The sequence below is a fragment of the Pantoea alfalfae genome (assembly GCF_019880205.1).
GTDB classification, from domain to species: Bacteria; Pseudomonadota; Gammaproteobacteria; order Enterobacterales; family Enterobacteriaceae; genus Pantoea; species Pantoea alfalfae.
In genome coordinates this window covers 19,613-45,837 of record NZ_CP082295.1, presented here as the reverse complement: position 1 = coordinate 45,837, position 26,225 = coordinate 19,613, and the positions used below count along the sequence as shown (strand labels likewise).

At 52.7% G+C, this 26,225-nt stretch carries 27 protein-coding genes, 1 pseudogene and 1 riboswitch; of the genes and pseudogenes, 17 read left to right on the top strand and 11 right to left on the bottom strand.

The window, feature by feature from the left end; genetic code table 11:
* Positions 1-235 precede the first annotated feature (235 nt).
* On the bottom strand, positions 236-547 hold the full coding sequence (locus tag K6R05_RS22235) for a hypothetical protein (RefSeq protein ID WP_262390940.1): 312 nt from the start codon (positions 545-547) through the stop codon (positions 236-238).
* A gap of 388 nt (positions 548-935) precedes the next feature.
* A pseudogene (locus K6R05_RS20450) lies at positions 936-1,891 on the bottom strand (D-2-hydroxyacid dehydrogenase family protein).
* A 529-nt stretch (positions 1,892-2,420) separates the two neighbouring features.
* Here K6R05_RS20450 and K6R05_RS20445 point away from each other — a divergent pair.
* On the top strand, positions 2,421-3,584 hold the full coding sequence (locus K6R05_RS20445) for an EAL domain-containing protein (RefSeq protein ID WP_222925775.1): 1,164 nt from the start codon (positions 2,421-2,423) through the stop codon (positions 3,582-3,584).
* A 79-nt stretch (positions 3,585-3,663) separates the two neighbouring features.
* On the opposite strand, the gene K6R05_RS20440 is transcribed toward K6R05_RS20445, so the two are convergent.
* A complete protein-coding gene (locus K6R05_RS20440; RefSeq protein WP_222925774.1) occupies positions 3,664-4,344 on the bottom strand; it encodes an SOS response-associated peptidase family protein in 681 nt (226 codons plus the stop codon).
* A 343-nt stretch (positions 4,345-4,687) separates the two neighbouring features.
* Here K6R05_RS20440 and K6R05_RS20435 point away from each other — a divergent pair, with 343 nt between their 5' ends.
* Entirely contained in the window at positions 4,688-4,933 is a 246-nt protein-coding gene (locus tag K6R05_RS20435) for a hypothetical protein (protein ID WP_161736698.1), read from the top strand.
* Between the two features lie 157 nt (positions 4,934-5,090).
* Here the strand turns inward: K6R05_RS20435 and K6R05_RS20430 are convergent, their stop codons facing one another.
* Positions 5,091-5,510, bottom strand: a complete 420-nt coding sequence (locus K6R05_RS20430; RefSeq protein WP_262390939.1) for a cell envelope integrity TolA C-terminal domain-containing protein — start codon at positions 5,508-5,510, stop codon at positions 5,091-5,093.
* A gap of 325 nt (positions 5,511-5,835) precedes the next feature.
* Here K6R05_RS20430 and K6R05_RS20425 point away from each other — a divergent pair, with 325 nt between their 5' ends.
* Positions 5,836-6,081, top strand: a complete 246-nt coding sequence (locus K6R05_RS20425) for a ParD-like family protein (protein ID WP_161736699.1) — start codon at positions 5,836-5,838, stop codon at positions 6,079-6,081.
* Complete coding sequence (map, locus tag K6R05_RS20420) at positions 6,078-6,863, top strand: type I methionyl aminopeptidase (protein WP_222925773.1); 786 nt, start codon at positions 6,078-6,080, stop codon at positions 6,861-6,863. Before K6R05_RS20425 ends, map begins: the two co-directional genes overlap by 4 nt.
* A gap of 36 nt (positions 6,864-6,899) precedes the next feature.
* On the opposite strand, the gene K6R05_RS20415 is transcribed toward map, so the two are convergent.
* Together K6R05_RS20415 and K6R05_RS20410 are read right to left on the bottom strand one after the other, a co-directional pair.
* Positions 6,900-7,994, bottom strand: coding sequence for a sensor domain-containing diguanylate cyclase (locus K6R05_RS20415; protein ID WP_161736701.1), 1,095 nt, complete (start codon positions 7,992-7,994; stop codon positions 6,900-6,902).
* A 177-nt stretch (positions 7,995-8,171) separates the two neighbouring features.
* Positions 8,172-8,480, bottom strand: a complete 309-nt coding sequence (locus tag K6R05_RS20410) for a hypothetical protein (protein WP_161736702.1) — start codon at positions 8,478-8,480, stop codon at positions 8,172-8,174.
* Between the two features lie 220 nt (positions 8,481-8,700).
* On the opposite strand from K6R05_RS20410, the gene K6R05_RS20405 reads away from it, so the two are divergent.
* The 3 genes from K6R05_RS20405 (at position 8,701) to K6R05_RS20395 (ending at position 9,950) form a co-directional block, all read left to right on the top strand.
* Positions 8,701-8,925: a hypothetical protein gene (locus K6R05_RS20405; protein WP_161736703.1), complete on the top strand. Its 225-nt coding sequence runs from the start codon at positions 8,701-8,703 to the stop codon at positions 8,923-8,925.
* 2 nt (positions 8,926-8,927) lie between these two features.
* Complete coding sequence (locus K6R05_RS20400; RefSeq protein ID WP_161736704.1) at positions 8,928-9,170, top strand: hypothetical protein; 243 nt, start codon at positions 8,928-8,930, stop codon at positions 9,168-9,170.
* A 93-nt stretch (positions 9,171-9,263) separates the two neighbouring features.
* The gene (locus tag K6R05_RS20395) at positions 9,264-9,950 is read left to right on the top strand and encodes a RipA family octameric membrane protein (protein ID WP_222925772.1); all 687 of its coding nucleotides are present in this window, start codon (positions 9,264-9,266) and stop codon (positions 9,948-9,950) included.
* Positions 9,951-10,165: 215 nt separating this feature from the next.
* Here the strand turns inward: K6R05_RS20395 and K6R05_RS20390 are convergent, their stop codons facing one another.
* Positions 10,166-11,215 carry an NAD(P)-dependent alcohol dehydrogenase gene (locus K6R05_RS20390; RefSeq protein ID WP_222925771.1) on the bottom strand — a complete coding sequence of 350 codons (1,050 nt, stop codon included), beginning with the start codon at positions 11,213-11,215 and terminating at the stop codon, positions 10,166-10,168.
* Positions 11,216-11,325: 110 nt separating this feature from the next.
* On the opposite strand from K6R05_RS20390, the gene K6R05_RS20385 reads away from it, so the two are divergent.
* Entirely contained in the window at positions 11,326-11,718 is a 393-nt protein-coding gene (locus K6R05_RS20385) for a winged helix-turn-helix transcriptional regulator (protein WP_150037431.1), read from the top strand.
* Positions 11,719-11,748: 30 nt separating this feature from the next.
* On the opposite strand, the gene K6R05_RS20380 is transcribed toward K6R05_RS20385, so the two are convergent.
* Positions 11,749-12,570, bottom strand: a complete 822-nt coding sequence (locus tag K6R05_RS20380) for a Cof-type HAD-IIB family hydrolase (RefSeq protein ID WP_222925796.1) — start codon at positions 12,568-12,570, stop codon at positions 11,749-11,751.
* A gap of 254 nt (positions 12,571-12,824) precedes the next feature.
* On the opposite strand from K6R05_RS20380, the gene K6R05_RS20375 reads away from it, so the two are divergent.
* Both K6R05_RS20375 and K6R05_RS20370 read left to right on the top strand, forming a co-directional pair.
* Complete coding sequence (locus K6R05_RS20375) at positions 12,825-14,087, top strand: DUF1479 domain-containing protein (RefSeq protein ID WP_222925770.1); 1,263 nt, start codon at positions 12,825-12,827, stop codon at positions 14,085-14,087.
* A gap of 76 nt (positions 14,088-14,163) precedes the next feature.
* On the top strand, positions 14,164-14,913 hold the full coding sequence (locus tag K6R05_RS20370; protein ID WP_161736708.1) for a DeoR/GlpR family DNA-binding transcription regulator: 750 nt from the start codon (positions 14,164-14,166) through the stop codon (positions 14,911-14,913).
* Here K6R05_RS20370 and K6R05_RS20365 read toward each other — a convergent pair.
* The gene (locus K6R05_RS20365) at positions 14,910-15,926 is read right to left on the bottom strand and encodes a LacI family DNA-binding transcriptional regulator (RefSeq protein WP_222925769.1); all 1,017 of its coding nucleotides are present in this window, start codon (positions 15,924-15,926) and stop codon (positions 14,910-14,912) included. The genes K6R05_RS20370 and K6R05_RS20365 overlap by 4 nt on opposite strands.
* 258 nt (positions 15,927-16,184) lie before the next feature.
* On the opposite strand from K6R05_RS20365, the gene ascF reads away from it, so the two are divergent.
* The 6 genes from ascF to K6R05_RS20335 all read left to right on the top strand — a co-directional run bounded on the left by ascF (position 16,185) and on the right by K6R05_RS20335 (position 22,501).
* Entirely contained in the window at positions 16,185-17,651 is a 1,467-nt protein-coding gene (gene ascF / locus K6R05_RS20360; protein WP_161736710.1) for a PTS cellobiose/arbutin/salicin transporter subunit IIBC, read from the top strand.
* Positions 17,652-17,687: 36 nt separating this feature from the next.
* On the top strand, positions 17,688-19,118 hold the full coding sequence (locus tag K6R05_RS20355; RefSeq protein ID WP_222925768.1) for a 6-phospho-beta-glucosidase: 1,431 nt from the start codon (positions 17,688-17,690) through the stop codon (positions 19,116-19,118).
* Positions 19,119-19,179: 61 nt separating this feature from the next.
* Positions 19,180-19,282: riboswitch (TPP riboswitch) on the top strand.
* A 69-nt stretch (positions 19,283-19,351) separates the two neighbouring features.
* Positions 19,352-20,053 (top strand): TenA family protein, encoded by a 702-nt coding sequence (locus K6R05_RS20350; RefSeq protein ID WP_222925767.1) that lies wholly within the window; start codon positions 19,352-19,354, stop codon positions 20,051-20,053.
* Complete coding sequence (locus K6R05_RS20345) at positions 20,050-20,790, top strand: ABC transporter ATP-binding protein (protein ID WP_161736054.1); 741 nt, start codon at positions 20,050-20,052, stop codon at positions 20,788-20,790. The genes K6R05_RS20350 and K6R05_RS20345 overlap by 4 nt, the downstream gene beginning before the upstream one ends.
* On the top strand, positions 20,787-21,542 hold the full coding sequence (locus K6R05_RS20340; RefSeq protein WP_222925766.1) for an ABC transporter permease: 756 nt from the start codon (positions 20,787-20,789) through the stop codon (positions 21,540-21,542). Before K6R05_RS20345 ends, K6R05_RS20340 begins: the two co-directional genes overlap by 4 nt.
* A gap of 23 nt (positions 21,543-21,565) precedes the next feature.
* Positions 21,566-22,501 (top strand): ABC transporter substrate-binding protein, encoded by a 936-nt coding sequence (locus K6R05_RS20335; protein ID WP_222925765.1) that lies wholly within the window; start codon positions 21,566-21,568, stop codon positions 22,499-22,501.
* Positions 22,502-22,537: 36 nt separating this feature from the next.
* On the opposite strand, the gene K6R05_RS20330 is transcribed toward K6R05_RS20335, so the two are convergent.
* Together K6R05_RS20330 and K6R05_RS20325 are read right to left on the bottom strand one after the other, a co-directional pair.
* Positions 22,538-24,310, bottom strand: coding sequence for a sensor domain-containing phosphodiesterase (locus tag K6R05_RS20330; RefSeq protein WP_161736051.1), 1,773 nt, complete (start codon positions 24,308-24,310; stop codon positions 22,538-22,540).
* A 161-nt stretch (positions 24,311-24,471) separates the two neighbouring features.
* Entirely contained in the window at positions 24,472-25,689 is a 1,218-nt protein-coding gene (locus K6R05_RS20325; protein ID WP_222925764.1) for an FAD-dependent oxidoreductase, read from the bottom strand.
* 270 nt (positions 25,690-25,959) lie between these two features.
* On the opposite strand from K6R05_RS20325, the gene K6R05_RS22335 reads away from it, so the two are divergent.
* Positions 25,960-26,163 (top strand): YicS family protein, encoded by a 204-nt coding sequence (locus K6R05_RS22335; RefSeq protein WP_309568535.1) that lies wholly within the window; start codon positions 25,960-25,962, stop codon positions 26,161-26,163.
* Positions 26,164-26,225: the final 62 nt, after the last annotated feature.

Sequence of the window (26,225 nt, the reverse complement as noted above, 5' to 3'; positions counted from 1 at the left end):
TTACCTGTAACCCGCGCCTGATAATTCACCATGCCGTCCACTGCGATACGATATTGAGTAAGCGCAGGAATCAGTTCGCTCCGAAGCTTATCCCGGAACGCAATAGCATCTGGCGTAAACACATTCTGCTCAGCCTGACGAAGCGGACCTGATGCTACTTCAATTTTATTGAGTTGCGTGGAAGCCTCTTCAACTTCAGCAAGATTAATTCCAGGAATGCTTTTAGCACCGTTGATCAGCTGCCGGAAATGCGCAGTGGTATTGTCATTCGTGGTCTGTAAGACAAAAACTGCGTTTTAAGTTTTTCTTCTGTCTGGGGCTGAGTGCCTGCAGCCGCAGAGACTAAAAGAAGCGCCTGCTGAGTCAGGTTATCTTTTAGCGTTTGAAGTGCCTGAAGATCGCCAAGGCGCGCGCGGGTCAACGCCTGCTGTTCGCTGGCGGTATTAAGTTTAAACCCGGCAAAACCTGTTACAAAAACGCCCGCTAAGATGACAGTGAGAAATGCTGCGGTGAGCATAACGCTTAATTTTGTTTTTTTGTTGCTCATCGCTGAACACTCCGACGTCTGATTTATTAAGTTATTACCGACGTTCCGCACCTGTGGCTCGCTGGTCCCTTCCGTCTTTATCGGCAGCGAGCATGAAAATTGCAGTAAGGAAGCATGCGAGGCGCAATAATTTCTGGGGAAGAGACTATTAGTAGAAGAGGGATGCCATAAGAGAGTGAGTTTTAGTAAGACTGAGCACCAGAGATGTGAAAGATCTTTCACCTCTTTTTACGAAGTAAATTATGCAGTTTTTGCCCAAAAGGTGTATGGAAAGCGTGAGAATGGCGCTCTGGCGCGTTGTGCATTTGATTCTGTTACTTGCTTAATTATCTGGCCCTGAACTGGCAATTTTTTTCAAAGAGTCACACCCTGAAGTTTCGCAAAGGAGTCAGAAATTAATCACATGCGACCTGTCACCGCTAAAATAACGCGCAACATTATCAAATGCCGTTCTGAAATAGAGCGCATAGCTGGCCTTTTCAACATATCCCAGGTGCCGCGTACACAGTACATTGGGCATCTGCAGGTAAGGATGCCGGGTGTTGTAAAGCGGTTCCTCTTCGTAAACATCCAACGCCGCAAATCCAGGCCGCCCCTGTGTCAGGGCATTGTGCAACGCGCCGTCATGAACCAGTTCAGCCCGGCTGGTATTGACGAATAACGCATCAGTTTTCATCAGCGCGAGATCGGCTGGCGTGATGTTGCCTTGCGTCGCAGCCACCAGCCGCTGGTGCACGGTTAACACATCGCGCGTGGCGAAAAATTGCTCCCGACTTTCGGGAACCGTCCATCCGTCTGCTCGTGCCTCTTCCTGCGCACGCGAACTTCCCCATACCTGCACCAGCATCCCAAAAACGGCAGCATAGGACGCAAGCCGTTTACCAATTTTCCATAGCCCAGAATGCCGATGACCTGATTGTGAATCGCAGATCCGATTTCTGTCTGCCAGTGCCCTTCGGCTATTGCATTCACCGACGAGACAAATTTTCGGCGGGAAGCCATGATTAACAACCAGGTTAGCTCAGCAGGCGCAACCGGTGAGGCACTCCCTTCCACAATGGCAACACCCGATCGCGTGCAGGCATCACTATCGACATTTCTCGTCAGCTTACCCGTCTGACTGATCAATTTAAGAGGTGGCGTGCGTCGCAGAAAGGCTTCGTCAATAACCGTCCTTTCGCGGATAAATATCAAAGCTTCAGCTGATAACAGCTATTTCTCTGCCATCGGGTCCATGCTGACATTGCCCAGAGCAGCGCAATGAAAGCTGTTATCACTATGTAGAAAATCCAGTTTTTGAGTGGCAAACTGATAATCATCTGGGATGACGATATGAATGGTCATTAAGAAACCTCATTATTTGACAGCTGTGCACACATTTAAACGTTAATGATTAAAAGCTTTATCAGTTTTACAACTTTGGGACTCATTACCTTTGCTAATATTCATTGTCAGCCTGTATCGTTATTTATCCTTTTATGACCACGAACATTACAGGTAACTTCCCCCACCTATCCTTATTCATCTGCTCTGAGCTAAGCGACCATTTTGAATGTGGGTTAATACCCACGTCGGTGTCGTGCTATTACGATATAATGAAAAGTAAGTCGAAGCCGATAACGATAGTGAATTAGTAGTCTTACTCACCAGCATAAGATATGAACACACAGCAAATGTAATAAAATATTGCCCAATTAAACAGTAAGCCAGTATTGAGATAAGCCGTCATATGAAGCTGTTTATCTTAATGATTATGCTGAAAAAAAGATTAAACCAGTATGCGATTGTCGACAGAGTTCGCTGAGTTTATAAAGCCTGAATTGCAGAAAAATTTTCGTTAACAGGCTGAAAATTATGTATTTACGGGAATGAAATGAAACCTGGTGTAGAAAATGATGAAACGCGCGAACGTTTGCAACAGCGTATTAAGCTGGGCGAGTTTCGCCCGTTTTTTCAGCCGATAGTTTCTCTGGAAGATTTGCGCGTGATGGGGTTTGAGATGCTCGCGCGGCACATATCCCCGGAGGGTATTGTTACGCCTCCTTCAGACTTCATTCCGGCTATGGAGCGAAGTGGTCTGCTCGACGAGCTGATGCTCAGCCTTATGGCACAGGGTTTCAAAGTTGCTGCCACATGGCCAGAACAGCAGTTTATATCGATGAATGTTTCTCCTTCGCAGCTTGATGGCAGGTATCTTACTGAAATTATAAGGAATACAGCCAGTGAATTTCAGCTCGATCTTGCAAGGTTGAAGATTGAGATAACTGAAACAGCCCTGTTAAATGATATCAATACCGCCCGGACAGAGATTGAAGCCCTGTCACGTATGGGTTGTAAGATTGCAATGGATGATTTTGGAACAGGCTATTCCAGCCTCGCCTGGCTGATTCAGTTACCGGTTAACACGCTTAAAATTGACAGCAGTTTTATTCGCTCCATGCTGCACAAAAAAGACAGCCGCAAAATCATTTCCAGCGTCGCCGGTCTGGGCCGAAGCCTTGATATGGATGTGATCGCGGAGGGCGTTGAAACCGAAGAACAGGCTGAAATGCTCCGGGGTATAGGTTGCCTCTATGCGCAGGGCTATTTGTTCGGGAAACCTGTCTCAGGAGCGGAAAGCTGCCGGATGCTTAATGCAGTACCAGATAAAGGATCGCTGCGGCGGGTTGCGCGCCTTTCCCTCGATCAGCGAGCGCATCAGATTTCATCCATGTATGCGATTCCCGGCACGTCTATTTGTTTTCTTAATCCGGAACTGGTGATCGTTGATGCAAGTGACACGTTTGCCGAACGGGTCGGCTGGGCTCCGCAGGATCTTATCCATAAATATATTTATGAAGTTATTCCGTCTCAGGCTGAAAAACTACTCTGGCTGCAGGAATTCCGATTGAAAGGACTTCCCTATCCCCCTTATGAGGTTGTGCTGCCTGACGGTTCGTCCGATCTGGTCATGGTGACCCGGGTGGAAGATGAGGCCAAGGATTTACTGGGCTTTTGTGTATTTGGTGTGAAAATGAGTGACCGCAAGCGCCATTAAGCTGAACGTTTTTTTCAGCGTGATGACACTCATTAACGATCAACATGGCAGATTGCGGTGTGCCTATCTCACCTGCGCTTCATGTGCCTTCAGGATTTATCTCTTCAATAAGCATCTCGCCCTGATTATGGATATTACCGACTTTGGCTGAAACAGGGTGCCAGGTGAAATCCTGCTCGGGTAAGGCGGCCTCATGTGCAATGTCCTGTGCCCGACCGGGTGTGGTTTCAGCACCGAGCCATTCGCGTACCGCGTCCGCCCGTAAAACCAGTGGACGGCGGTCATGAATATCGACCATGCCTTTGTTGCTCGCCGCTGTGACGATAACAAATCCCTCATGTCCATGGTCTTTACCGTAAGGCGCCCTGCCGATCGCGGCGAAAAACAGCGGTTCCTTCGCTTTGTGGTGGATAAAATATGGCTGTTTCCTGTCACCCTCACGCTTCCACTCGTACCAGCCATCGGCAGGTACAATGGCTCGTCCCTGCTCCCATAACGGCCTAAACATACGGCCGGTTGGGGCTGTTTCACTCCGGGCATTGATTAGCGGCTGCTTATTCCACCACTCAGGATCGTAGCCCCAGTAAACCGGGTCCAGGTGAAGTTCATCATCCCGCTCATTGAGCAGCAGCACGTTGGTGCCTGGCGCAACATTGAAACGCCCTATAGGTTCCGGATCATAAATGATTTCATCGGGCTTCAGTCCCAGAGAGTCAAAGTAATCGTCTCTGCTACTGTACTGCGCAAACCGTCCACACATAGGTACCTCCTGGCATAAGGATAGACCGGTGTTGATTAAGTCATGATCAAAATATCAACTTTCTGGCTGAAGATATCGCGCCAGCTGTCGAGAATATAGTAAAGGGAATGCAGAGAACGGAATAACCTGAGCGGATCCGTGTTCACCTTTTCTGATGGCAAGCCAGGTTAAGCAAACTTGCCTCTCTGCCCCGGACATAATTATTGATTGCTGACCCTGCCGACAGAAGAAGGGCGCTGAATCGATGTTACCCGGCGACTGCACTGTACAGCACATCATTAAGGCGCTGTGTGATTTCAGCTCTCAGTCACAGCGTGATATTTAACCATCAGGAAAATAACAAATGAGCCTCGTTTATATACCTGCCCTCATTCCACTCTTATTAAAAAAAGAGAATGAGAAAGGAAGCCCGCTTACAGAAGAGGAAGTCAGCAGTATCAGGGATAGCGCCACCTGTATCGAAGTGGCAAGCGATATTGCTTTTACGATGGCAGAATGCCGCGGATATTTTGATATCAACCCTGAAAAATGCTGGGATGAATGGCGAGTGTTCAGGAAGAAGGGTTTAGATTCTACTGGCGACAAATGATAACTGCATCGCGATAAACCTCTGCACCTCACGTTTTACGGGTCCGCATCTGATCGCAGTACTTCAGAGATCGACATAGTGATAGCATCAGTTCTGGCTGGCCGACGGCTTACTGCATATCGATCTGATATTCAACGCTTTCGATAGTCGTATAGGCTTACTGCGGGGCGAAATGTATCGGAAATTCGTCTTTCAGAAAGGCGAGTCTCATTGGAAAAGTCTGAGCCTCTACAGCTTGTTTAATTGATTCAATAGCAGCCGTACACAGAGCGGGATCTCCGGCCTGAACGTCGATGCTTACCGGAGGCTCGCCTGCCGGCTGCCTGATCCTTACATCACATGTTTTACCGCGATAAGAATCTGCATCAAAAAAACGATATTGTATGGCTGTTACAGCCTGGCAGAGCCAGAGCTGCGTTTCACGCTCCTGAATATGCTCTGGTGTCTGAGCTTCGCACTGACTTTTAATCTCTGACGCATCTGGAGTCTTGATTCCCTGCTGTCGGATGTGATTTGTACTCATGTGGCATCCGGAAACTGCTAATACCGCAGTCAACGCAATTATTTTTTTCATCATTACATCCCTGTTGTTTGATCAAATTTTGTCCCATCAAGGCTAAAGACTTTATATCCACAACCGCCTGATAAAAATCCTGATTTCATCTAATCAGTCATCTGCGAACCTTCAAGAAAAGACACAGTTTGTCGAGCGCCTGCACTGCGGTTACCCGATCAAACGCATCTCTGTATAAACAGTAAATTTTTCTATCCTAAAATCAAATAAGCGGCCGTAGTTAAAAACGTTGTACCACATTTCCTGCGAGCGAGAATCTTCCCCTCTTTTCAAACCACTGCGTTAGCGTTACTATATACGAAACATATACGTTTCATATAAGGCTCATATGGGTATCGTAAAGATCTCCGACCTGATGCATGAAAATTTGCGCATCGCCAGTCAGGCGATGAGCCGTTCGATCAATGCACAGGCAGAACACTGGCTCAAACTCGGTATGCTGGCTGAACTCTATCCTCAGCAGACCCAACACCAGCTGGCACAGATGCTGGTCCGGCTTGAACTGGACGGCGGCGCTGATATCCGCACTATGCTCCAAAAAGAGCGCCTCACCACACAAGGAGACGTGTTATGAACACCGTTAAAATTCATACCGCCGCAGAGATTGAGATGGCGCGGGCAGCCGGACAGGCTGCCGCTCAGGTACTGGCGATGATTACATCGCACGTTCGACCCGGCATTACCACCGAAGAGCTGGATGATATCTGTCACGACTTCATTGTGAATGAACTGAAGGTGACACCCGCGAACATCGGCTACCACGGCTATACCCGCACGACCTGCACGTCGGTCAATCACGTGGTGTGCCACGGTATACCAGCCAGCAAAAAGCTTAAGGATGGCGATATCGTTAATATCGATGTGGCGGTTATTAAAGATGGCTGGTATGGCGATACCAGCCGGATGTATTTTGTCGGCACGCCGTCAGTACGTGCAAAACGTCTGGTAGAGATTACCTATCAATCGATGGTTGCGGGGATCAAAACGGTCCGTCCAGGCGCGACACTGGGTGATGTAGGTGCGGCAATCCAGCGTGTTGCAGAAGCTGCTGGTTTCTCTGTAGTGCGAGAATATTGCGGTCACGGCGTGGGTGAGATTTATCACACTGATCCACAGGTGCTGCATTACGGCACGCCAGGCGAAGGGCTGCCACTGAAGGCAGGAATGATCTTTACCATTGAACCGATGATTAATGCCGGTAAAGCCGGAACCAGCGTGCTGTCAGATGGCTGGACGGTCGTTACCAGGGATCGCTCGCTCTCGGCGCAGTGGGAACATACCATCGCCGTCACTGAAGAGGGTTTCGATCTGCTGACGCCGTGGCCTGAAGGCACTGGCGACTACCCGACAATTTGATCACTCAGCCTGAGGACGCGTCCCAGGCTGACTTCTTCATTTGCTCCTGACTGCACTGAGTATGTTCAGCGAGTCTGAATGCCATATCTTCACATTGTTGCGGCCGGCGCGCTTAACCTGATAAAGCACCTCATCAGCACATCTCAGCCACTCATGAATCGATGCCGCATCATGTGCTGCTGCAATCCCAATACTCACCGAACACTGAAATGTGGATGACGCTGGCAGCCGCAACAGGGCAATCCCCTGCCTGATCTGCTCTGCCAGCAGCAGGATGCTGGTTTCATCCGCATCCCGTACGATCACACACAACTCATCACCGCCAAAGCGGGCGGGCACATCTTTCAGGCCGACGCTGTCACGCAGCAGTGCCGAAATCTCTGTCAGCAGAAAGTCACCCGCTTCATGCCCATAGGTATCATTAACCTGTTTGAAGTGGTCGACATCCAGCAGCATTAACCAGGCTTTGCCCTCGCCTCGCTGCGTGCGCAAAAACTCACTTTCAAGCCGGCGCTCAAACAGCCGACGATTAGGGATTTTCAGGCCCGGATCCATTAGCGCAATGCGTTCCAGCTCGCGGTTCTTCTGGCGCAGACTCAGCGTCAGATTATATGACACCACGCTGAGTGCCAGCAGATACAGGCTGGCCAGCGGCAGTGTCAGCCAGACGGTTCGGGTACTGAACGTCAGCACCAGCGGAGCCTTTTCCGCTGACCAGACCAGCACAAAGGCAAACAGAAAGGCCTGCAGCGCAGATTTCAGTTGAACCCAGCCGCCTGCCGAGTAACGATCGGAGATCAGCACCGCCATGATAATAATTGAGGGCAATGGACTCAGGGCCATCGCAGCAACCCAGACGCCGCCAAAAGCGGCATCCAGTGTCAGATTCTTACGCTCAAAGCCGGTAGAGTCGCGTGATCGTAACGCCATTCTGTAAGCGATATACGGCCAGATAAAGGCATTGGTACACAGAAGAGCACAAAGTGCCGTGCTTTTTCCCATCTCCATCAGAACAGACAGAATAGGCAAAAAACAGAGAACGGTGCCGAGCTGGCGCATCATGAACATACGACGCACAAATCGCATCGAGCGGTGCTTCAGTTGAACATCATCAGGAGTGTAATAATTCATAGGTGAACTGAAGCAGCGACAGGTAAGGCATTTTATCGGCATTAAGTAAAATAAGATAAACCTTTTTACAGAATGTTCTTATTGCCTGTCTGTTAAATTACCAGATCGTAATCATATTTCTTTGGAGCGAAGTTGTGGCGAAAAAATGCCGCGCGACTTGTTGCGCGCGGTAGCAGACTATCTGCGGCCTTTGACAATCGAGGCAGACCAGCTGAAATCACTGACTTCACTGGCGGTGAGTGACTCAGGTTTCTTTTTGCGAACCGGTTTTTTCTTCTCCTTTTCTGCCTTTGCTCTCTCCTTTTCCAGCTTGCTGGTCATCACCATCTGCCGGGCTTCGCTGTTGAATTCTTTCTCTTTTTTACTATCCGGTTCTTTACCGGTTCGCTGACGGTACTTTTCAGCCAGCCCTTTATAGGTTTGTTCGACGGCCAGACGTTCATCAGCATTGAACTGATCAATGGAAATCATCTTCTTATCGCTCATAGCGGCGTGTCCTGTGGCAAATTGTCCGCTCAAGTGTACCGCATCCAGGCCCCATTAACGCAGCAAATGGCAGGCTCATATTCCCTCACGTCCCTGCTATCAGGTAATTTCTCTGAAAGGCGCGCCTTAGCCCTGTTAAAAATAAGGTTATCTCTTAATATAAAACTAATGTTCATCAGGTTTACTGGTAGTGACCACGTACTGCCGAGGAGCTGAAGGAATGATTAAAGAGACCGATCGTCTGTCACAGGCGTTATTACGGCGGCATGGGATTGGCGTTAAGCAGAAACGTATACACTTTCGTGGCAGGGATTTATTGTTTCAACTGCATAATGCCCGCTATGAAGTTTTCAATGGCGATCGCTGTATCGCGACCGTTGAAACGAATAATATCAATGACGCGATTAAGCAGTTTAAAGCGCTGGACAACCCTGCGGAGAAATAAGCATGCCAGCTTACCGTCTGTTCCAGAAAAACCAGACAGTCAGGGCCGTGAATCATGTCAGCCAGGATCAGCAGGACCGGTTAGTAGCGGAAGGCTATAAAGAAGTATGGGACGTGGTCAATGCTGATAACGCTGATGCGGCGCTTTTGCGCTATCAGCAGTTGCGTCACGATGAGGGTAACGCTGCGCAGAACTTTGCAACGGATTCGCTGTTCAGCTCTCTTCTGGGTCTGATATCCCGCTGAGTCAGCATGGGGCTGCAGGTTTACGGGCGAAGTTACTGTTAATTCATGCTGTGCTGATTAGAATAGAGAAAATTTCCCGTACACAGGTTTCTGATGAAAATCACTATTCACAAAGAAGATGAGCTGTTTATGCACAACTTCTTTGCTGCACCCTGCGATACCTTTGATACAGACTCACTTGAGGCACAACACATTCAGCAATCGCTTCAGCTGGCCATCCAGCAGAAGAATGCAGAGGCAGACAGCGACTGGAAGCGCAGCCTGACTTTTCTGCTGTTGTTTCTCTTTTTATATGCTGCGCTGGGTGCCTCGCTGACGCTGGATCTTAGCACCAGAGGCGCTGCGCATAAGAGTATCGAATATGCGCTGGAAGCCATTCCGGTGCTCATCGCCTTCTCGGGCTTCTTCATCTCCATTCTTTATCTCTTCCTCACTCGCGCCAGCGCGCGGAAGCAGCGTAACTGGGAAAAAAGTATTCTGGTGCTGGAGAAGTACGCCATCGGTAACCTGTTTAAAGCAACGCATACTCAGGGTGGCGGCACCAGCAATTACTCTGTGTCCAGTCTTTCAATTTCGCTCGCACTGTTTATCTGTGTGACCTGGCTGGTGATTTATAACTATCTGACGTTTACCACCAGCGGCGTTTTTGGCAGTGTGATTTCGCTTTTCATCAGCACGATGGTTTATGTCATTCTGGATATCCAGCTGCTCAAGCCGTTTATTCATGTAGTTGAGCAGGATGAACCCGAAAAGAGTAACGCGGATAAAAAGCAGGATTAGCTGACAGCGTCAGGTAGCAATGCAGATACCCGGTCATCGAGCCGGGTATTTTTTTGCCCGGCTTTTGCTGTCAGACTAACTGAGTATCGGGGCTGATGCAGGCACGCTGTTAAGCTTACGATTAAAAGTATGTTGTAACTATAAACCTTACTTTTTTCGTGTTCACCTCTGCCGACGGAGGGAAAATGACCCGCCTTTACGGCGGGCCAGGCGAATCACCAGCAGGTTTTCTGCATATCGATAACGAAACGATATTTCACATCGCTGGTCAGCATGCGTTCAAAAGCAGACTCCACCTCTTCACCGGTGATCATCTCTACGTCAGCCGTGATGTTGTGTATGCCACAGAAGTCGAGCATCTGCTGTGTCTCCTGAATGCTGCCGATCGAGGTTCCCGTAATACTCAGTCGGCGGAACACCATTGGCGTGACATTGGGTGACGGATGCGGTTGATCGGGTATCCCCACCAGCACTAACTGACCGTTGGTTTTCAGCGTGCTGAGATAAGGATCGAGGTCATGAGGGGCAGCAACACAGTCGAGGATAATATCCAGCGACGCCTGACATCCTGCCATCTGGGCTGCGTCTCGCGAGATCACGACGTTTTTGGCACCCAGCCGACGCGCATCTGCCCCTTTCGCCGGAGAGGTCGTAAACAGGGTCACTTCTGCACCCAGCGCGCTGGCCAGCTTAACCGCCATATGGCCCAGTCCGCCCAGACCGACCACCCCTACACGATCGCCTGCTTTAACATTGAAGTGCTGTAAGGGTGACCAGACGGTCACGCCAGCGCACAGCAGTGGAGCCACCGCGTTCAGCGCCAGATTATCCGGCACTGTGACCACAAAATGCTGGTCGGCGATAACGTGCTGCGCATAGCCGCCAAACGTCGTGTTGCCGGTATATTTATCGGTGCCGTTGTAGGTCGGCGTGAAACCCGCCTCGCAGTACTGCTCTTCGTGCTGCTGGCAAAAGTGACACGTCCGGCAGGAATCGACCATCACGCCAACGCCAACCGTCTCTCCAACAGAAAATTTAGTGACGTTGTCACCTATTGCTACCACACGACCCACAATCTCGTGACCGGGCACCAGCGGATAACGGCTGACGCCCCATTCATTGCGCGCCATATGCAGGTCAGAGTGGCAGACGCCGCAGTAGAGAATCTCAATTTTTACATCATCAGCCTGCAGATCGCGTAACTCAACCTCACCTGTCCGGAGCGGTTGATCTGCCTGAGTAGCGACCAGCGCGTTAATTTTCATCTGTTGCCTCTTCTTACCTGATGGTCGTAAAGAAAGCGGCACACTATAGACACACGGAACCGCTTTTGATAGTAGTTACCTTTTGGTTACCATGAAATGGGATGGCGATTATGCCGGTCTGGGTTGACGGGAAACTCTGTTTTTACGCGGACTCACCGCCGCGCCGCCTGCTGGAACTGTTTTCGGTGAAGTGGAGCACAATGGTGCTGCATGCGCTTTTTCACTGGCCGGACAATCGGGCGCGCACTGGCGAACTGGAGCGTAGTCTGCAGGGCATCTCGAAGAAGATGCTGATTCAGACGCTGCGTGAACTGGAACAACGCGGCCTCGTGTCACGCCATGTCTGGCAGGTGGTGCCGCCAAAGGTGGAATACAGCCTCACCGCGCTGGGCCATACCTTCGCACAGCCGATTGAGCAGATGTATCAGTGGGGACTGGAGAATCAGGCTGCGCTGGATGAAATGGAAAATCATGCGCGCAGCCATCAGGAGAGTGGCGGATAACACGCCGTCCGTTATGCAGGTTACCGCCTCTTAGTCGAACGGGAATTCACGCGCCAGCACGCGCGCAATCACATTCAGCGCGCCTTCATCATTGTTGCTCTGCGTCTGGTAGCGTGCCACGGCGGCGACAGCGTCGGCCGCATTGGCCATTGAGAAACTGAAGCAGGCCTGGCGCAGCATCTCGATATCATTCGCGCTGTCACCAATCGCCAGCACTTCACAATCACTGATGCCCCATTTTTCCTGTAACAGCGCGATGCCGTGGGCTTTATGGCAACCGGGAATGATGAGGTCAATAAAACCAAAGCCGCTGGAAACCGGATGCATGATATTTTCCAGCTCGCCCAGACGGGCATGCAGGCGTTGCAGCAGTGCCTCTACCCCTTCATGTTCCAGCTTAAGCGAAAACTTGAAGATGGTGTCGTCAATGGCATAGAGGTCATCCCGCTTTTCCAGACGATGATAGTGGTTTGCCAGCTGGTCCATCACCTCGTCAGAGGCAGAAGAATGCATATAGGCACCCTTCCGTCCACACACCACCACCGCGATGTCCGGTTCATGTGCCAGAATATCGAGAATCTTGTGCACCTTCTCCTGCGCTAACTCACCACAGAAAATCTCTTCATTGCAGTCAGAGACCCAGGCGCCATTTTCTGCCACGAAAGCGATCTCATCTTTGATGTCGGGAAAATAGCGCTGCAGCTGGTAATACTGATTACCACTGGCCACCACAAAACGGATGCCCTTCTGCTTCAGCAGCGCATACTGACGTGAAAACCGCTGAACGTTGTACTGCTTATTATCGTCCAGAAAGGTGCCATCCATATCCACCGCAATCATCTTAACCGCCATCTCGCCTGCCCCTTTACGTTCGCCGTTCTGTCCTGTCGGCTGATTGATTTGATTCATAAAGCTTACTCGCTGTGTGGATTAATGAGAATGCAAATAGTGACTTTGCTAACGGCTTTCAGAGCGTTCCGGTTAAGAAGTTGTGTTACAACGCACGTTTTTTATCGTTAAAAGGATGTTAACCTCGACCGCAAATTACGAATGAAGGTTATTTTAATTACATTCGTAACTCTACCCCAAATTGTGAGGAGTGTGAAATGCGTAATGAATCCCGAGCAACACCTTTGCCTGATGACGTTAAGCGCGCTATCCGCGAAATAAAACAGCAGCTACGCCAGCAAATCGGTGACGTGGACGCCCTTTTCCAGCAGGTGTGCGATAACATCACTGCTGCAATTGCTGAAGCAAAAGCGGACGAGACGCGAACCGGCACTGCCTGGCCGATCGTGCCGTTGCAGGACATTACAGAAGGAAAGGTTTCGGATGAAACCCGTTCACTGATTAAACGTCGCGGCTGTGTCGTGATCAGGCAGCACTTCGATCGTGACCAGGCGCTGGCGTGGGATAAGTCGATGCTCGACTATCTGGATCACAACCGTTTTGATGAGCAGTACCGCGGTCCCGGTGATGACTTTTTCGGCACGCTCGCTGCCTCACGTCCCGAAATCTATCCGATTTACTGGTCACAGGCGCAGATGGAAGCGCGGCAGAGTGCGGCAATGGCTGATGCGCAATCTTTTCTGAACCGGTTATGGACAGTTAACTCTCAGGGCAAACAGTGGTTTGATCCCAATGTCAGCGTCATCTATCCCGATCGCATCCGTCGCCGTTTGCCGGGCACCACGTCGAAAGGATTAGGTGCCCATACCGACTCCGGTGCGCTGGAACGCTGGTTACTGCCGGCTTATCAGCAGGTTTTCAGCAAGCTGTTTCACGGTGATTTTGCCGCTTACGATCCCTGGGATGCGGCACATCGTACCGACGTTGATGAGTATGATCTGCCTGGCACGACTAAGTGTTCTGTGTTCCGCACGTTTCAGGGCTGGACCGCACTCTCCGATATGATCCCCGGTCAGGGTCTGCTGCATGTGGTGCCGGTGCCCCAGGCGATGGCGTATATTCTGCTGCGACCGCTGCTTTCCGATGTACCTGAAGATGAACTCTGTGGCGTCGCGCCGGGTCGGGTATTACCTGTCAATGCGCAGTGGCATCCGCACCTGATCGCCGGACTCTGTTCAATCCCGGCTCTGGAGGCGGGCGATTCAGTATGGTGGCACTGTGATGTGATCCATTCTGTTGCACCGGTGGAGGATCAGCAGGGCTGGGGCAATGTGATGTATATCCCCGCTGCGCCGATGTGCGATAAAAACCGCGCCTATGCCCGGCGGGTTGCGCAGGCACTGGAACAGGGACGTTCGCCGGATGATTTTCCGCCGGAAGATTATGAAGCCGGGTGGAAGCAACGTTTTAAGCCGGAAGATCTGAATAGTAACGGACGTTGTTCACTGGATTTAGACTGACCCTGACCCCGCGTTGTGCACCGGCGCGGGAGATTCCCTGATACACTGCTCCTTTTATTCCTGACGAAACCCAATTATGAATCCGCGACATCACCAGATTATTCAAATGGTTAACAGCCGGGGCAGCGTAACGGTTAGTGAACTGGCGCAGCTGACCGGTGTTTCTGAAGTGACGGTGCGCCAGGATCTCACGCTGCTGGAACGCGACCGGCTGCTGCGCCGGGTGCATGGCTCCGCGCTGGCGCTGGACAGTGACAATGTCGGCACCCGCATGAATACCCGCTATGCCACTAAGCAGGCGCTGGCGCAACATGCCGCCAGCCTGGTGCAGCCGGGTGAATCGGTGTTCATCGAAGGGGGCAGTACCAATGCGCTGCTGGCACGTGCGCTGGCTGACCGTGCCGATCTCACACTGATTACCGTCAGCCACTATATCGCCCAGCTTCTGCGGGACGCCACCTGTGAAGTGATTGTGCTGGGTGGATTGCTGCAGAAAAGCAGTGAGTCGGTGGTAGGCCCGCTGACGCGTTACTCTATTCAGCAGGTCCATTTTCACAGAGCGTTTGTGGGTGTGGATGGCTGGCACCCGGAGACCGGTTTCACCGGCCGCAATATGCTGCGCTGTGATGTGGTGGATGCCGTGCTGGCGAAAGGTGCTGAAAGCTATGCCCTGACCGATTCCTCTAAATTCGGGCAGATTCGCCCTTATCCGCTCTCATCCGGTTACCAGGTCGGCCATGTGATTACCGATGAGACGCTGGATGCCGGAACCATCGCACACCTCAGGGAACAGGCCATTGAGGTGATACAAATCGCGTCAAATTAAGCGGACCAGGGGCCTTTAGTAACGGAATCGCGCAGCATCAGGCTGGCCGTAAAAGGCGCCTGACTGTGCCAGTCACCGCCATCCAGCATGGTCAGCAGGCGGTTAATCGTTTCATCGATCATCTCCGTCACCGGCAGCTTCATACTGGATAAAGACGGCGTGATATAAGGTGCCAGCGGAATATCATCGAAGCCTATCACCGATACCCGATCGGGCACCGCGATGCCACATTCGGTCAACCGCTTGATGGCACCAATCGCCATCTCATCATTACTCGCCACCAGCGCAGTAAAGGGGACGTTGCGGTCCAGCAGACAGTCCATTGCCGCCATGCCGCTTTGCGCCGTCCATTTCCCAGCCACAATACGGCGGTCGTCGGCTTCAATACCTTTAGCAGCCAGCGCAGCGCGATAGCCGGAAAGACGCTCGACGCCGGTCGGGGAATCCAGCGAACCGGTGATAAACGCGATATCGCGATGTCCCTGACTCAGCAGATGGCTCACCGCTTTCGCGCTGCTGGTATGCTGATCGCTGTAAATGCAGTAGCTCTGGTTGACGCGTAGCCGCCGGTTAATGACCAGTATCGGCTGTTTATGGCGGGAGATAATCGCATCCAGCGCGTCGATACTCAGAAAGCGCGGGTAGATAATGATGCCGTCACAGCGCAGGTCGAGCAAAAACTGAATCGCCGCTTCTTCCTGCTCAGCGGTGTGTTTACCATCTGCCAGAATCAGCTGGCGGCCCTGCTGCTCCATGATGCGTGCGGAGTGCGCCATCAACTCAGTGAAATAGCTGCCGCTATAGAGCGTATTGGTGATCACCAGTCCGATGGTCTGAGACGTTTTAGTCGCCAGGTTGCGGGCCAGCAGATTGGGACGGTAGCCGGTTTCGGCAATCGCTTTTAACACCCTTTCACGCTTCTCCTGCCCGACATAGCCATTGCCAGAAAGCACACGTGACACTGTCGCTTTTGAGACGCCTGCTCTCTCTGCCACTTCCTGAATCGTTGCCATGGTGAATTTCCCTCGCTGCGTCGCTCTGCAGTCTACCCAAGCCTCTCAATATTGGAAATATTTACCCTGTCCGCTGGCGCAAATACCTGATTCGCTGGGAGTGATGAAGTTCACAAAAAAGAAATCTGGCTGATTTATCACCTTGTCGGCTCAAAGAAAGCACTTCATGATTTTGTGAAACCGGTTTCCTATTTACCTGATAGCAGCCGCTAAAAACATAAAAATGCTAACCGATTTACCCTACAGAGAAGAACGATCATGCCCATGAACTATGCCGAGGTGTCACGCGCCATTGTCGATGCGCTAGGCGGCCTCACCAATATCGAAGCTGTCACTCACTGCATGACGCGTCTGCGGTTTGTGGTGAAAGATGAAACTCGGGTCGACTATCCCCGCCTCAAAGCGATTAAAGGTGTCATGGGTGTGGTGCACAACGACACGCAGTGCCAGGTGATCATTGGCAATAACGTCTCTCAGGCTTACCAGGCGGTACTGGCACTGGGATCGCCCGGTGCGGTAGCCCCTGAACCGGTGAAGCGCAAAATCACCCTGCGAAGCATCGGCGCGGGCATTCTGGATGCGCTGGTGGGCACCATGTCACCACTCATCCCGGCGATTATTGGCGGGTCGATGGTTAAGCTGCTGGCGATGATTCTGGATATGGCTGGCGTGTTTGAGAAAGGTTCGTCAACGCTGGTGATCCTCAACGTGATTGGCGACGGCGCATTCTTCTTTCTGCCTGTCATGGTGGCAGCCTCTGCGGCGCTGAAATTCAAAACCAATATGTCGCTGGCGATCGCGATTGCTGGCGTACTGGTGCATCCCAATTTTGTTGAGCTGATGGCAAAAGCGGCGCAGGGTCAGCACGTTGAATTCGCTTTCATTCCGGTGACGGCGGTGAAATATACCTACACGGTGATCCCGGCACTGGTGATGACCTGGATTCTGTCGCACATCGAGCGCGGCGTGGACCGTATTACCCCGGCCGTTACCAAAAACTTTCTGAAACCGATGTTGATTGTGCTGATTGCTGCCCCTATCGCGATTGTGCTGATTGGCCCGATTGGCATCTGGATCGGCAGCGGCATCTCTGCGCTGGTTTACACCGTGCATGGCTATCTTGGCTGGCTTTCCGTCGCGATTATGGGTGCCATCTGGCCGCTGCTGGTGATGACCGGGATGCATCGTGTGTTCACACCGACCATCATCCAGACCATTGCTGAAACCGGCAAAGAGGGCATGGTGATGCCGTCAGAAATTGGTGCCAATCTCTCGCTGGGCGGATCGTCGCTGGCAGTGGCGTTCCGCACCAAAAACCGCGAACTGCGTCAGACGGCACTGGCAGCAGCAGCGTCTGCCATCATTGCCGGCATTTCTGAACCGGCGCTGTATGGTGTGGCGGTTCGTCTGAAACGTCCGCTGATCGCCTGTCTGATCAGCGGTTTTATCTGCGGCGCGGTCGCGGGCATTGGCGGGCTGGCCAGCCACTCAATGGCCTCACCGGGTCTTTTCACCAGCGTTCAGTTTTTTGACCCCAGCAATCCCATCAGTATCGTCTGGGTCGGTGCGGTTATGGTGTTGTCGGTGGTGCTGTCGTTTGTGCTGACGCTGCTGTTAGGGTTTGAAGATATTCCTGAAGCGGAAACTGAAACGAAATCCGAATCCGCTACCGCCGCGCATCCCGCGCCGCTTACCGAACGCACCAACGCGATTAATAGCCACTAAAGGAAAGGGTCATTCTGACCCGGAAAAGAGGATTGCATGTCTGATTCAAGGTTCCCGCAAGGATTTTTATGGGGCGGCGCGTTAGCCGCCAATCAGAGTGAAGGCGGTTTTCGTGAGGGCGGAAAGGGCGCAACCACCGTCGATATGATCCCGCATGGCCCACACCGACTGGCGGTCAAACTGGGTCTGGAAAAGCGCTTTACGCTGCGGGATGATGAATTTTATCCCAGCCATGATGCCATTGATTTCTATCATCGCTATCCGGAAGATATTGCGCTGATGGCGGAAATGGGATTCAGCGTATTTCGTACGTCAATTGCCTGGAGCCGCCTCTATCCAAACGGTGATGAACTGACGCCCAATCCAGAAGGCATCGCTTTTTACCGTGCCGTCTTTGAGGAGTGCCGGAAATATAATATCGAACCGCTGGTTACGCTCTGTCATTTCGATGTGCCGATGCATCTGGTGACCGAATATGGCTCATGGCGCAATCGCAAAATGGTCGACTTCTTTGCCCGCTATGCCCGCAGCTGTTTCGAGGCGTTTGATGGCCTGGTGAAATACTGGCTAACCTTTAACGAGATCAATATCCTGCTGCACAGCCCGTTTTCCGGTGCGGGTCTGGTGTTCGAACCGGGTGAGAATAAGGAGCAGGTGAAGTATCAGGCGGCGCATCACGAACTGGTTGCCAGCGCGCTGGTTACGCGGATCGCGCATGAAGTGAATCCAGCAAATCAGATCGGCTGTATGCTGGCAGGCGGCAACTTTTATCCGTGGTCCAGTAAACCAGAGGATGTCTGGGCGGCGCTGGAGAAGGATCGTGAAAACCTGTTCTTCATTGATGTGCAGGCACGCGGTGCCTATCCGGCTTACGCCGCCCGCGTGTTCCGGGAAAAAGGCGTTACGCTTGAGATCGCTGATGGCGATGCCGATATCCTGAAAAATAGCGTCGACTTTGTCTCGTTCAGTTATTACGCCTCTCGCTGCGCCTCGGCGGAAATGAACGAACAGAACAGCAGCGCAGCCAATGTGGTGAAATCCCTGACCAATCCCCATGTGCCACGCAGTGAGTGGGGCTGGGGCATCGATCCACTGGGCTTACGCATTACTATGAATATGATGTATGACCGTTACCAGAAGCCACTTTTCCTGGTAGAGAATGGCCTGGGGGCGCGCGATGAAATCGACGCGAATGGCGAGATCAATGATGATTATCGTATCAGCTATCTGCGTGAACACATCCGCGCCATGGGCGATGCCATTGAAGATGGCGTGCCGGTGATGGGTTACACCAGCTGGGGCTGCATCGATCTGGTTGCCGCCTCAACCGGTGAAATGAGCAAGCGCTACGGTTTCGTCTACGTTGACCGCGACGACCTGGGTAACGGCACGCTGGCGCGCACGCGCAAAAAGTCTTTCTGGTGGTATAAGAAAGTGATTGCCAGCAACGGGGCCAATCTTGAGTGACATTGTCACTGAATAACGCGTACTGGTGTCGTTGTACTCCAGCAATAAATATCGTATAACGAATGTCTCCGAGGGGTGTCCTGTCATGGGCTGAGATGGCGCAAGCCGAACCCTTTGAACCTGATCTGGGTCATGCCAGCGAAGGGACGGGTCGGCAGATGTTCTGCCTCATCTCCTGCTTCATCCCCTGTTCCAGACCTTATGCCCGGATCTCCCCTGTTACTGGAGATCCTATGTCACATCCGCTTTTCGAAACCGGTTTTTATGGTCGTCTGCGCCAGCAGGCGGGCACGCAATGGCACGATTATGTCAGGCACAATTTTGTGCAGCAGCTCGGTCAGGGTACGCTGCCACCCGCCGCTTTCCGCCACTATCTCACCCAGGATTATCTGTTCCTGCTGCACTTCGCCCGTGCGTGGGGCCTGTTGATCAGTAAGCTCTCTGAACCGGCTGCGTTACGCAGCGCGACGGCATCGCTGAACGCCATTATCAGCGAACTGCCGCTGCATCTGGCTTACTGCCAGCAATGGGGCATCAGCGAAGAGGCGGTGGCGAGCGAACCTGAGGCAATGGAAACAATCAATTATACCCGCTACGTGCTGGACGTGGGTCACACCGGAGATGCGCTGGCGCTGATGACGGCGCTGATGCCCTGCGTCGCCGGTTATGCGGAAATCGGCCTGAGGCTGCTGGACAATCCTGCGACCTGCTTTGAGGGGAATCCTTACGCGGCATGGATTGAGAATTACGGCGATGAGTCCTACCTGACGGGCGTCGGTTCCTCACTGTTGCTGTTTGAAACTTTGGCTCAGCAGCGCGCCGGTGAACAACGTATTAACTCACTGTCGGAGATTTTTACGACCGCAACCCGGCTGGAAGCGGCGTTCTGGCAGATGGGTCTTAATCATGCTGACGGTCTGCGGGGCAGCTCATGAAGCCGCTGAACGATGCCGTGCCGCCGGGTATTTCCGTTCGCCAGCTCTGCCTGACGCTGGATCAGCAGCCATTGTTCAGCGAGCTTAATCTGGAGATCGCGGGTGGTGCATTTACCGCTTTGCTGGGTGCCAGCGGCGTAGGTAAAAGCAGCCTGATGCGAGTGATTGCCGGTCTGACGCCGCCCACTTCGGGACAAATTAAGGGCAGCGATGGTCTGCCGCTGGCCGGGCGCATCGCCTGGATGGGGCAACAGGATTTGCTCTATCCCTGGCTGACGGTGGAACAGAACGTCTGCCTCGCCAGCCGCTTGAAAGGTGAGAAAGCCGATCGTGATCTGGTGCAGCATCTGCTGGCGCGGGTTGGCCTGAGCCACTGTGCCCGTGCGCGACCTGCGACACTTTCGGGCGGTATGCGTCAGCGGGTAGCGCTGGCGCGTACCCTCTATACCCGTCAGCCCATTGTACTGATGGATGAGCCCTTCTCGGCGCTGGATGCACTGACCCGGACACAGATTCAGACTCTGGCGGCAGAAGTGCTGGCCGGACATACCGTGCTGCTGATCACTCATGATGCCGCGGAAGCCTGTCGCCTCGGTCATCACCTGCTGGTAATGGGTTCAGCAGGCATTGAAACCTGCCCGCCACTCCAGGGCCAGCCACCACGGGCAGCAGACGATACCAGCGTGATCCAGAGTCAGGCCACCTTGCTGAAACAGCTAAGCAGGCTGGGCGGATGAGATTACGTTTCGCCGCGCTTCGCCGTGGAGTCATGCTCTCTGCCGGATTGATTACGCTGTGGTGGCTCGCCACACTCACTTCCGTTCCGGCCTTTCTGCTGCCCTCGCCCGCTGCGGTTGCTACCGCACTGTGGGACAACGCTGGCTATCTCGGCCATCACAGCCTGATCACCCTGACTGAAATCCTCATCGGTATGGCGCTCGGCGTGCTGCTGGGCGCGGTGCTGGCACTGGGCATGACCTTTTCGCCGTGGTTACAGCGCTGGATGATGCCGCTGGTGATCACCAGCCAGGCGATTCCGGTATTTGCCCTGGCACCGCTATTGGTGCTCTGGTTTGGCTTTGGCATGAGCGCCAAAGTCGCGATAGCGGTACTGGTGATCTTCTTTCCTGTTACCTCAGCTTTTTTTGATGGCCTGCGTCGCGTCACGCCTGGCTATCTCGATCTGGCTCGCACGATGGGCGCTTCACACATAGCACAACTGCGTCATGTCCGGCTGTTAGCCGCACTGCCCGCCCTGGGTTCGGGCTTACGGATGGCAGCGGCCGTCGCGCCGATCGGTGCCATCATTGGTGAATGGGTCGGATCGGCTGAAGGGCTGGGCTACGTGATGCTGAATGCCAACGCCCGGATGCAGAGCGACCTCTGTTTCGCTGCCCTGTTTATTCTGGTGCTGATGACGCTGACTCTCTGGCTTATCATCGACCTTCTGCTTCGCCGCCTGATTACCTGGATTCCCGAGCCACACTGACGACCCTACTGATGAGACAACCTATGACTAAAATGCCCCTGTTTGTCCTGCTGTTCAGCGCCTCCTTAGCCTCGCAGGTTCAGGCGATGGAAAAACTGACGCTGGTGCTCGACTGGTATATCAACCCCGACCATGCACCCATTATGGTGGCTCAGCAAACCGGTGCGTTTGCGGCAGAGGGTCTGGAGGTTAACATTGTGCCGCCTTCCGACCCTGCGCTGCCGCCGCGTCTGGTCGCCGCTAAGCAGGCGGACTTAGCGATAACGTATCAGACGCAGCTGCATTTTTTCGCCGACCAGGGCCTGCCGCTGATGCGTGTGGGCACGCTGATTAATACGCCACTGAATACGCTGATGACGCTGGACAAAACGGTGAAAAAACCAGCGGATTTGAAAGGAAAACGTATCGGTTATTCCGTCAGCGGCATTGAAGAAGCAACGCTGGCGACCATGCTGAGCCATGACGGCATTAAGGCCGATCAGGTAAAGCGGGTTAACGTCAATTTTCAGCTCACCAGCGCCCTGATGACCGGGCAGGTTGATGCGGTGATAGGTGGCTATCGCAATATCGAAGCTCTGGAGATGAAACTTGCTGGCAAAGATCCGGTGGTGTTAAACGTCGAGGATTACGGCGTGCCGGCCTATGATGAGCTGATTATCGTTGCTAACCGTGATGAGGCGCATGCAGAAAAAATTAAAAAGTTTCTGCGGGCACTGAAAAAGGGGAATGCACAGTTGCAGGCTCACCCTGAAGAGAGCTGGCAGGCATTTGCACAGGCGCATCCTGAGCTGAATACACCGCTAAACCATCAGGCATGGCAGGCTACGCTGCCGCTGTTCGCCGCCGATCCGGCAAAACTGGATCGCGCACGCTATCAGACTTATGAGCAGTTTTTGTTTGATAATAAGCTGATTAAACACATCACTCCGGTTGAGCGTTACGCTATCGGCAGTGAGTGATAAGCGCGCCCGCAGCGAGTGCTGCGGGCGGGTTGACTAGCGTGACTTCTGATAAAGCCAGTGTTCAATGTCGCTGGCTGGCAGCGGTTTTGAAAAGAAGTAGCCCTGAATCTGATCGCAGCCGTAGGTTTTCAGCAGTCCCAGCGTAGCTTCTGCTTCCACACCCTCGGCCAGCACGGTGTAATTCAGCTCTTTCAGCATTTGGATAATGCATCTGACGATGATTTTAGATGCGTCGTCTTCGCCCATACGCGAGATCAGCGATCGGTCGATCTTAATCACATCCAGCGGGATATCCTGCAGGTAGCTGATATTGCTGTAGCCGGTGCCGAAATCATCCAGAGAGACCATAAAGCCGTGCGACTTCAGCGCTTCCAGCCCTTTGATCGCCACATCACTTTTGGTGATCAGCTCATTCTCAAGACACTCAATACCCATAATCGAGTTAGGTAACTGCGCTGCCGCTAATTTCGCCACCAGCTGATCGGCAAAATCGGGCCTGGCAAAGTCGCGTTCACTGACGTTGATCGAGACCGGAATCAGGTCGTACTCGCGATTCCAGCGCGCCAACTGCTCAACAGCGTGATCGATAACCCAGTTGGTCAGATCGGAGATCAGGTTGGTTTTACCGGCTAACGGAATAAATTCTGATGGGAAAAGCTCACCCCGCTCAGGGTGATTCCAGCGGATCAGGGCCTCCAGCCCGACCGTTTTACCGGTTTTGAGACACACTTTAGGCTGCCAGGCGAGATACAACTCTTCATCTTTATTCAGCGCCTGAGCCAGATCATTCATGATCAAAAAGTCTTCGGTGCGCCGCGAGTCGTAACTCTCATCAAACGACATCGCACTGATGTTCTCATCAATCGCTTCATGTAGCGCGCTAACGGCCTGACGTACCGTTTCGTTGGCATCCATCTGTCCCGGTACAAACTCTGTTTCGCCGGTAAAGACATCCAGATCGAGCGTGATATTTTCCGCCAGATCGGCCCGCATGCCTTTGAACAGATCGCTTATGTTATGCGCTGAATAACGGCCTGAGTAGGGCTGAACAAGGGCGAAACGGCCTGGGGCGAAAGTATAGAGCGTCTCATTCTCCGGAAGATTGAGCCGGTGTGCCACATCCTGCGCCATCTGCCTGAGCAATTTCTCCATCGGCGCAATACCCACCGCACGGGAAAGCTCATAGGCACGAATGATGTCGAGGCAGTCGATAAGAATCAGGCGAAAGCGGCTCTGCGGTGCGACAAGGGTAAGTTGCTGAATATCACGAATCAGGCGTGGGCGATTCGGCAGGTGCGTAATGACGTCGGCAAAACCCGCGTTGTTCCAGGCATCCAGAAAAGAGGTGACCAGCGTAGCCAGTGAGCGCAGCGTGGCGAGTTTCTCATCCGTAAAGGGATGTGGCTGGGTATCGGTGACGCAGAGCGTGCCCAGCACCGCACCGTCGAGGTTCTGCAGCGAGACACCGGCATAGAAACGAATATGCGGATCGCCTTTCACAAACGGGTGCGTGACAAAGCGCTCATCCAGTAAGGTGTCAACCACCACCAGATGTCCCTCACCATCAACGACGTGGCGGCAAAGAGATTCATCACGGGTCGATTGTTTAAGATCGAAGTTCCGTGACGCTCTTATGTATTGATTATTATCGTCAATAATCGAAATGAAGCTGCCTGAAATACCCAGCACCTGACTGGCGAGATTCACGAATCTCTCCAGCACCTTATCCCGGGTTTCATCCGGCGACAAAAGTGCCTTAATTGCACTCAGGCGTTTTACGTCGCTGCCGTTTTGCTCGTTATGCACTGAAACCTCTCCTTTGCAGGCGCAAAAATCGAAAATAATTTAGCTTAATAATGCTCAATTAGCGCCCAATTATCAGATAAATAGCGGCTCAATCTGACAGTACTTTCACAGTGAAACAGTGTCGCACGATATCTGATTGCTGTCGAAATCATTTAACGCACTTACTTCATACGCGCAACCTGTGGCGACTCCGTTCGGAAGCCCAGACCAATCAGACGACCCAGCACAAAACGCAGAAACGGCAGGCGTTGGATAATCGCGGGAACCTTGCTGCTTCCCGCAGGTTTTCTTCTGGCTTTATTACGGCTCATCTTGATCTGCAAAAACTGCGTGGCAACGGTAGGGAACTGACGGCGCTTCTGCACTTTTTCCAGGTCGCGCAGCTGCAGTTCTCCCCGCTTCAGAGGATCGGTCAAAAGATTCGCCGTCGCCACCGCATCCTGAATCGCCAGATTGACGCCAACCCCGCCAATCGGCGACATGGCATGCGCCGCATCACCAATGCAGAGCACACCGGGTTTCGCCCACTTGTTCAGGCGGTCGATACGTATCGACAACAGTTTGAACGCCTCCCAGCTCTCGATTTCCGTCATGCGCGCCGCCTCAAAAGGCGACACCGCCGCCACCTCTGCTTTAAACGCGTCGAGACCGGCGGACTGTTTCGCCTCAAACTCCCCTTTCGGAATGGTCAGACCGCACTGCCAGTAATCGCCACGATCGATAACAATAAAGTTCTGCTTCGGCCCTTTATGCCCCATGCCCAAATCGGGATCCTGCGCCTGCTTACTTAAGCGGAACCAGATGACATCGCGCGCGGCGCCAAATTCCTGTCCGATCAGCCCGGCCGCGTCGCGTACGCGCGAATGGCGACCGTCAGCACCGACCACCAGTTTGCAGCGGATATGCAACTGCTGATTGCCGCGTGAAGCCGTCACGCCGATGACCGTGCCATTTTCTTCAATCAGCGACCCGAAGGCAGTCGACTGCAGCAGACTGAAGCCCGGATAGCGGGCACTCTGCTCTGCCATATAGTTCAGGAAATCCCACTGCGGCATGAAGGCAATAAAACGACACTTAACAGGCAGACGTGAGAAGTCGGCCATCGTAATGCTTTGTCCTGCAATTTCCGCTTCCAGCTTTTCGGCACGCTGATGCGGCAGCGTCAGGAAAGATTCCAGCAGTCCGAGCTGATGCATGATTTCCAGCGTCGAAGGGTGGATGGTGTCTCCGCGAAAGTCGTGAAGAAAGTCAGCATGCTTTTCGATGACGACTACACGCACTCCCGCGCGGGCAAACAGATAACCCAGCATTAACCCGGCCGGGCCACCGCCGACGATACAGCAGTCAGCGGTAAGAATTTCAGTGGAATGTGGCTGCATGTCAGCTCCCTGTCGCGCCAGTATTACTATGATTATTGCGTCAACCGTGGCGACATTGCTGCACCCGGTCGATGGTGCTGTGCTCAGGCTAATCACTCAATGCGATTACACTCAACTGAAAACTGCCGAAGAGCCTTTCCTGTCCTCAGCAGTCAGGAGATCATCATGAACGTGATTCGCAATACGTTATTTATACTGCTTTCAGTCTGTCCCATGCTTGTGGCCGCCGGGCCTTATCAAAGGCTGCAGTTTACACTGCGTCAGTAGCAGATAACCGACGATCTGCGCCAGACGTGTCAGCTACCGCCAGCCTTCTCCGATGAAAAACTGCGCCAGACATTTCTCAATGACAAGCATAACCTGAAACAAAATCAGCCCACGCTGACCGCCGCGGCTCAGGCGCTGAAAAACCAGGACAATCCAGCCTACCGCGAACGCATGGCACAAGTGGTTTGTCCACCGCAGACCGAATAACTCATTTCCCGGCTGAAATTGATCCTGACGTTTGTTTTCACCTTATCACTCAGTAAACTGGC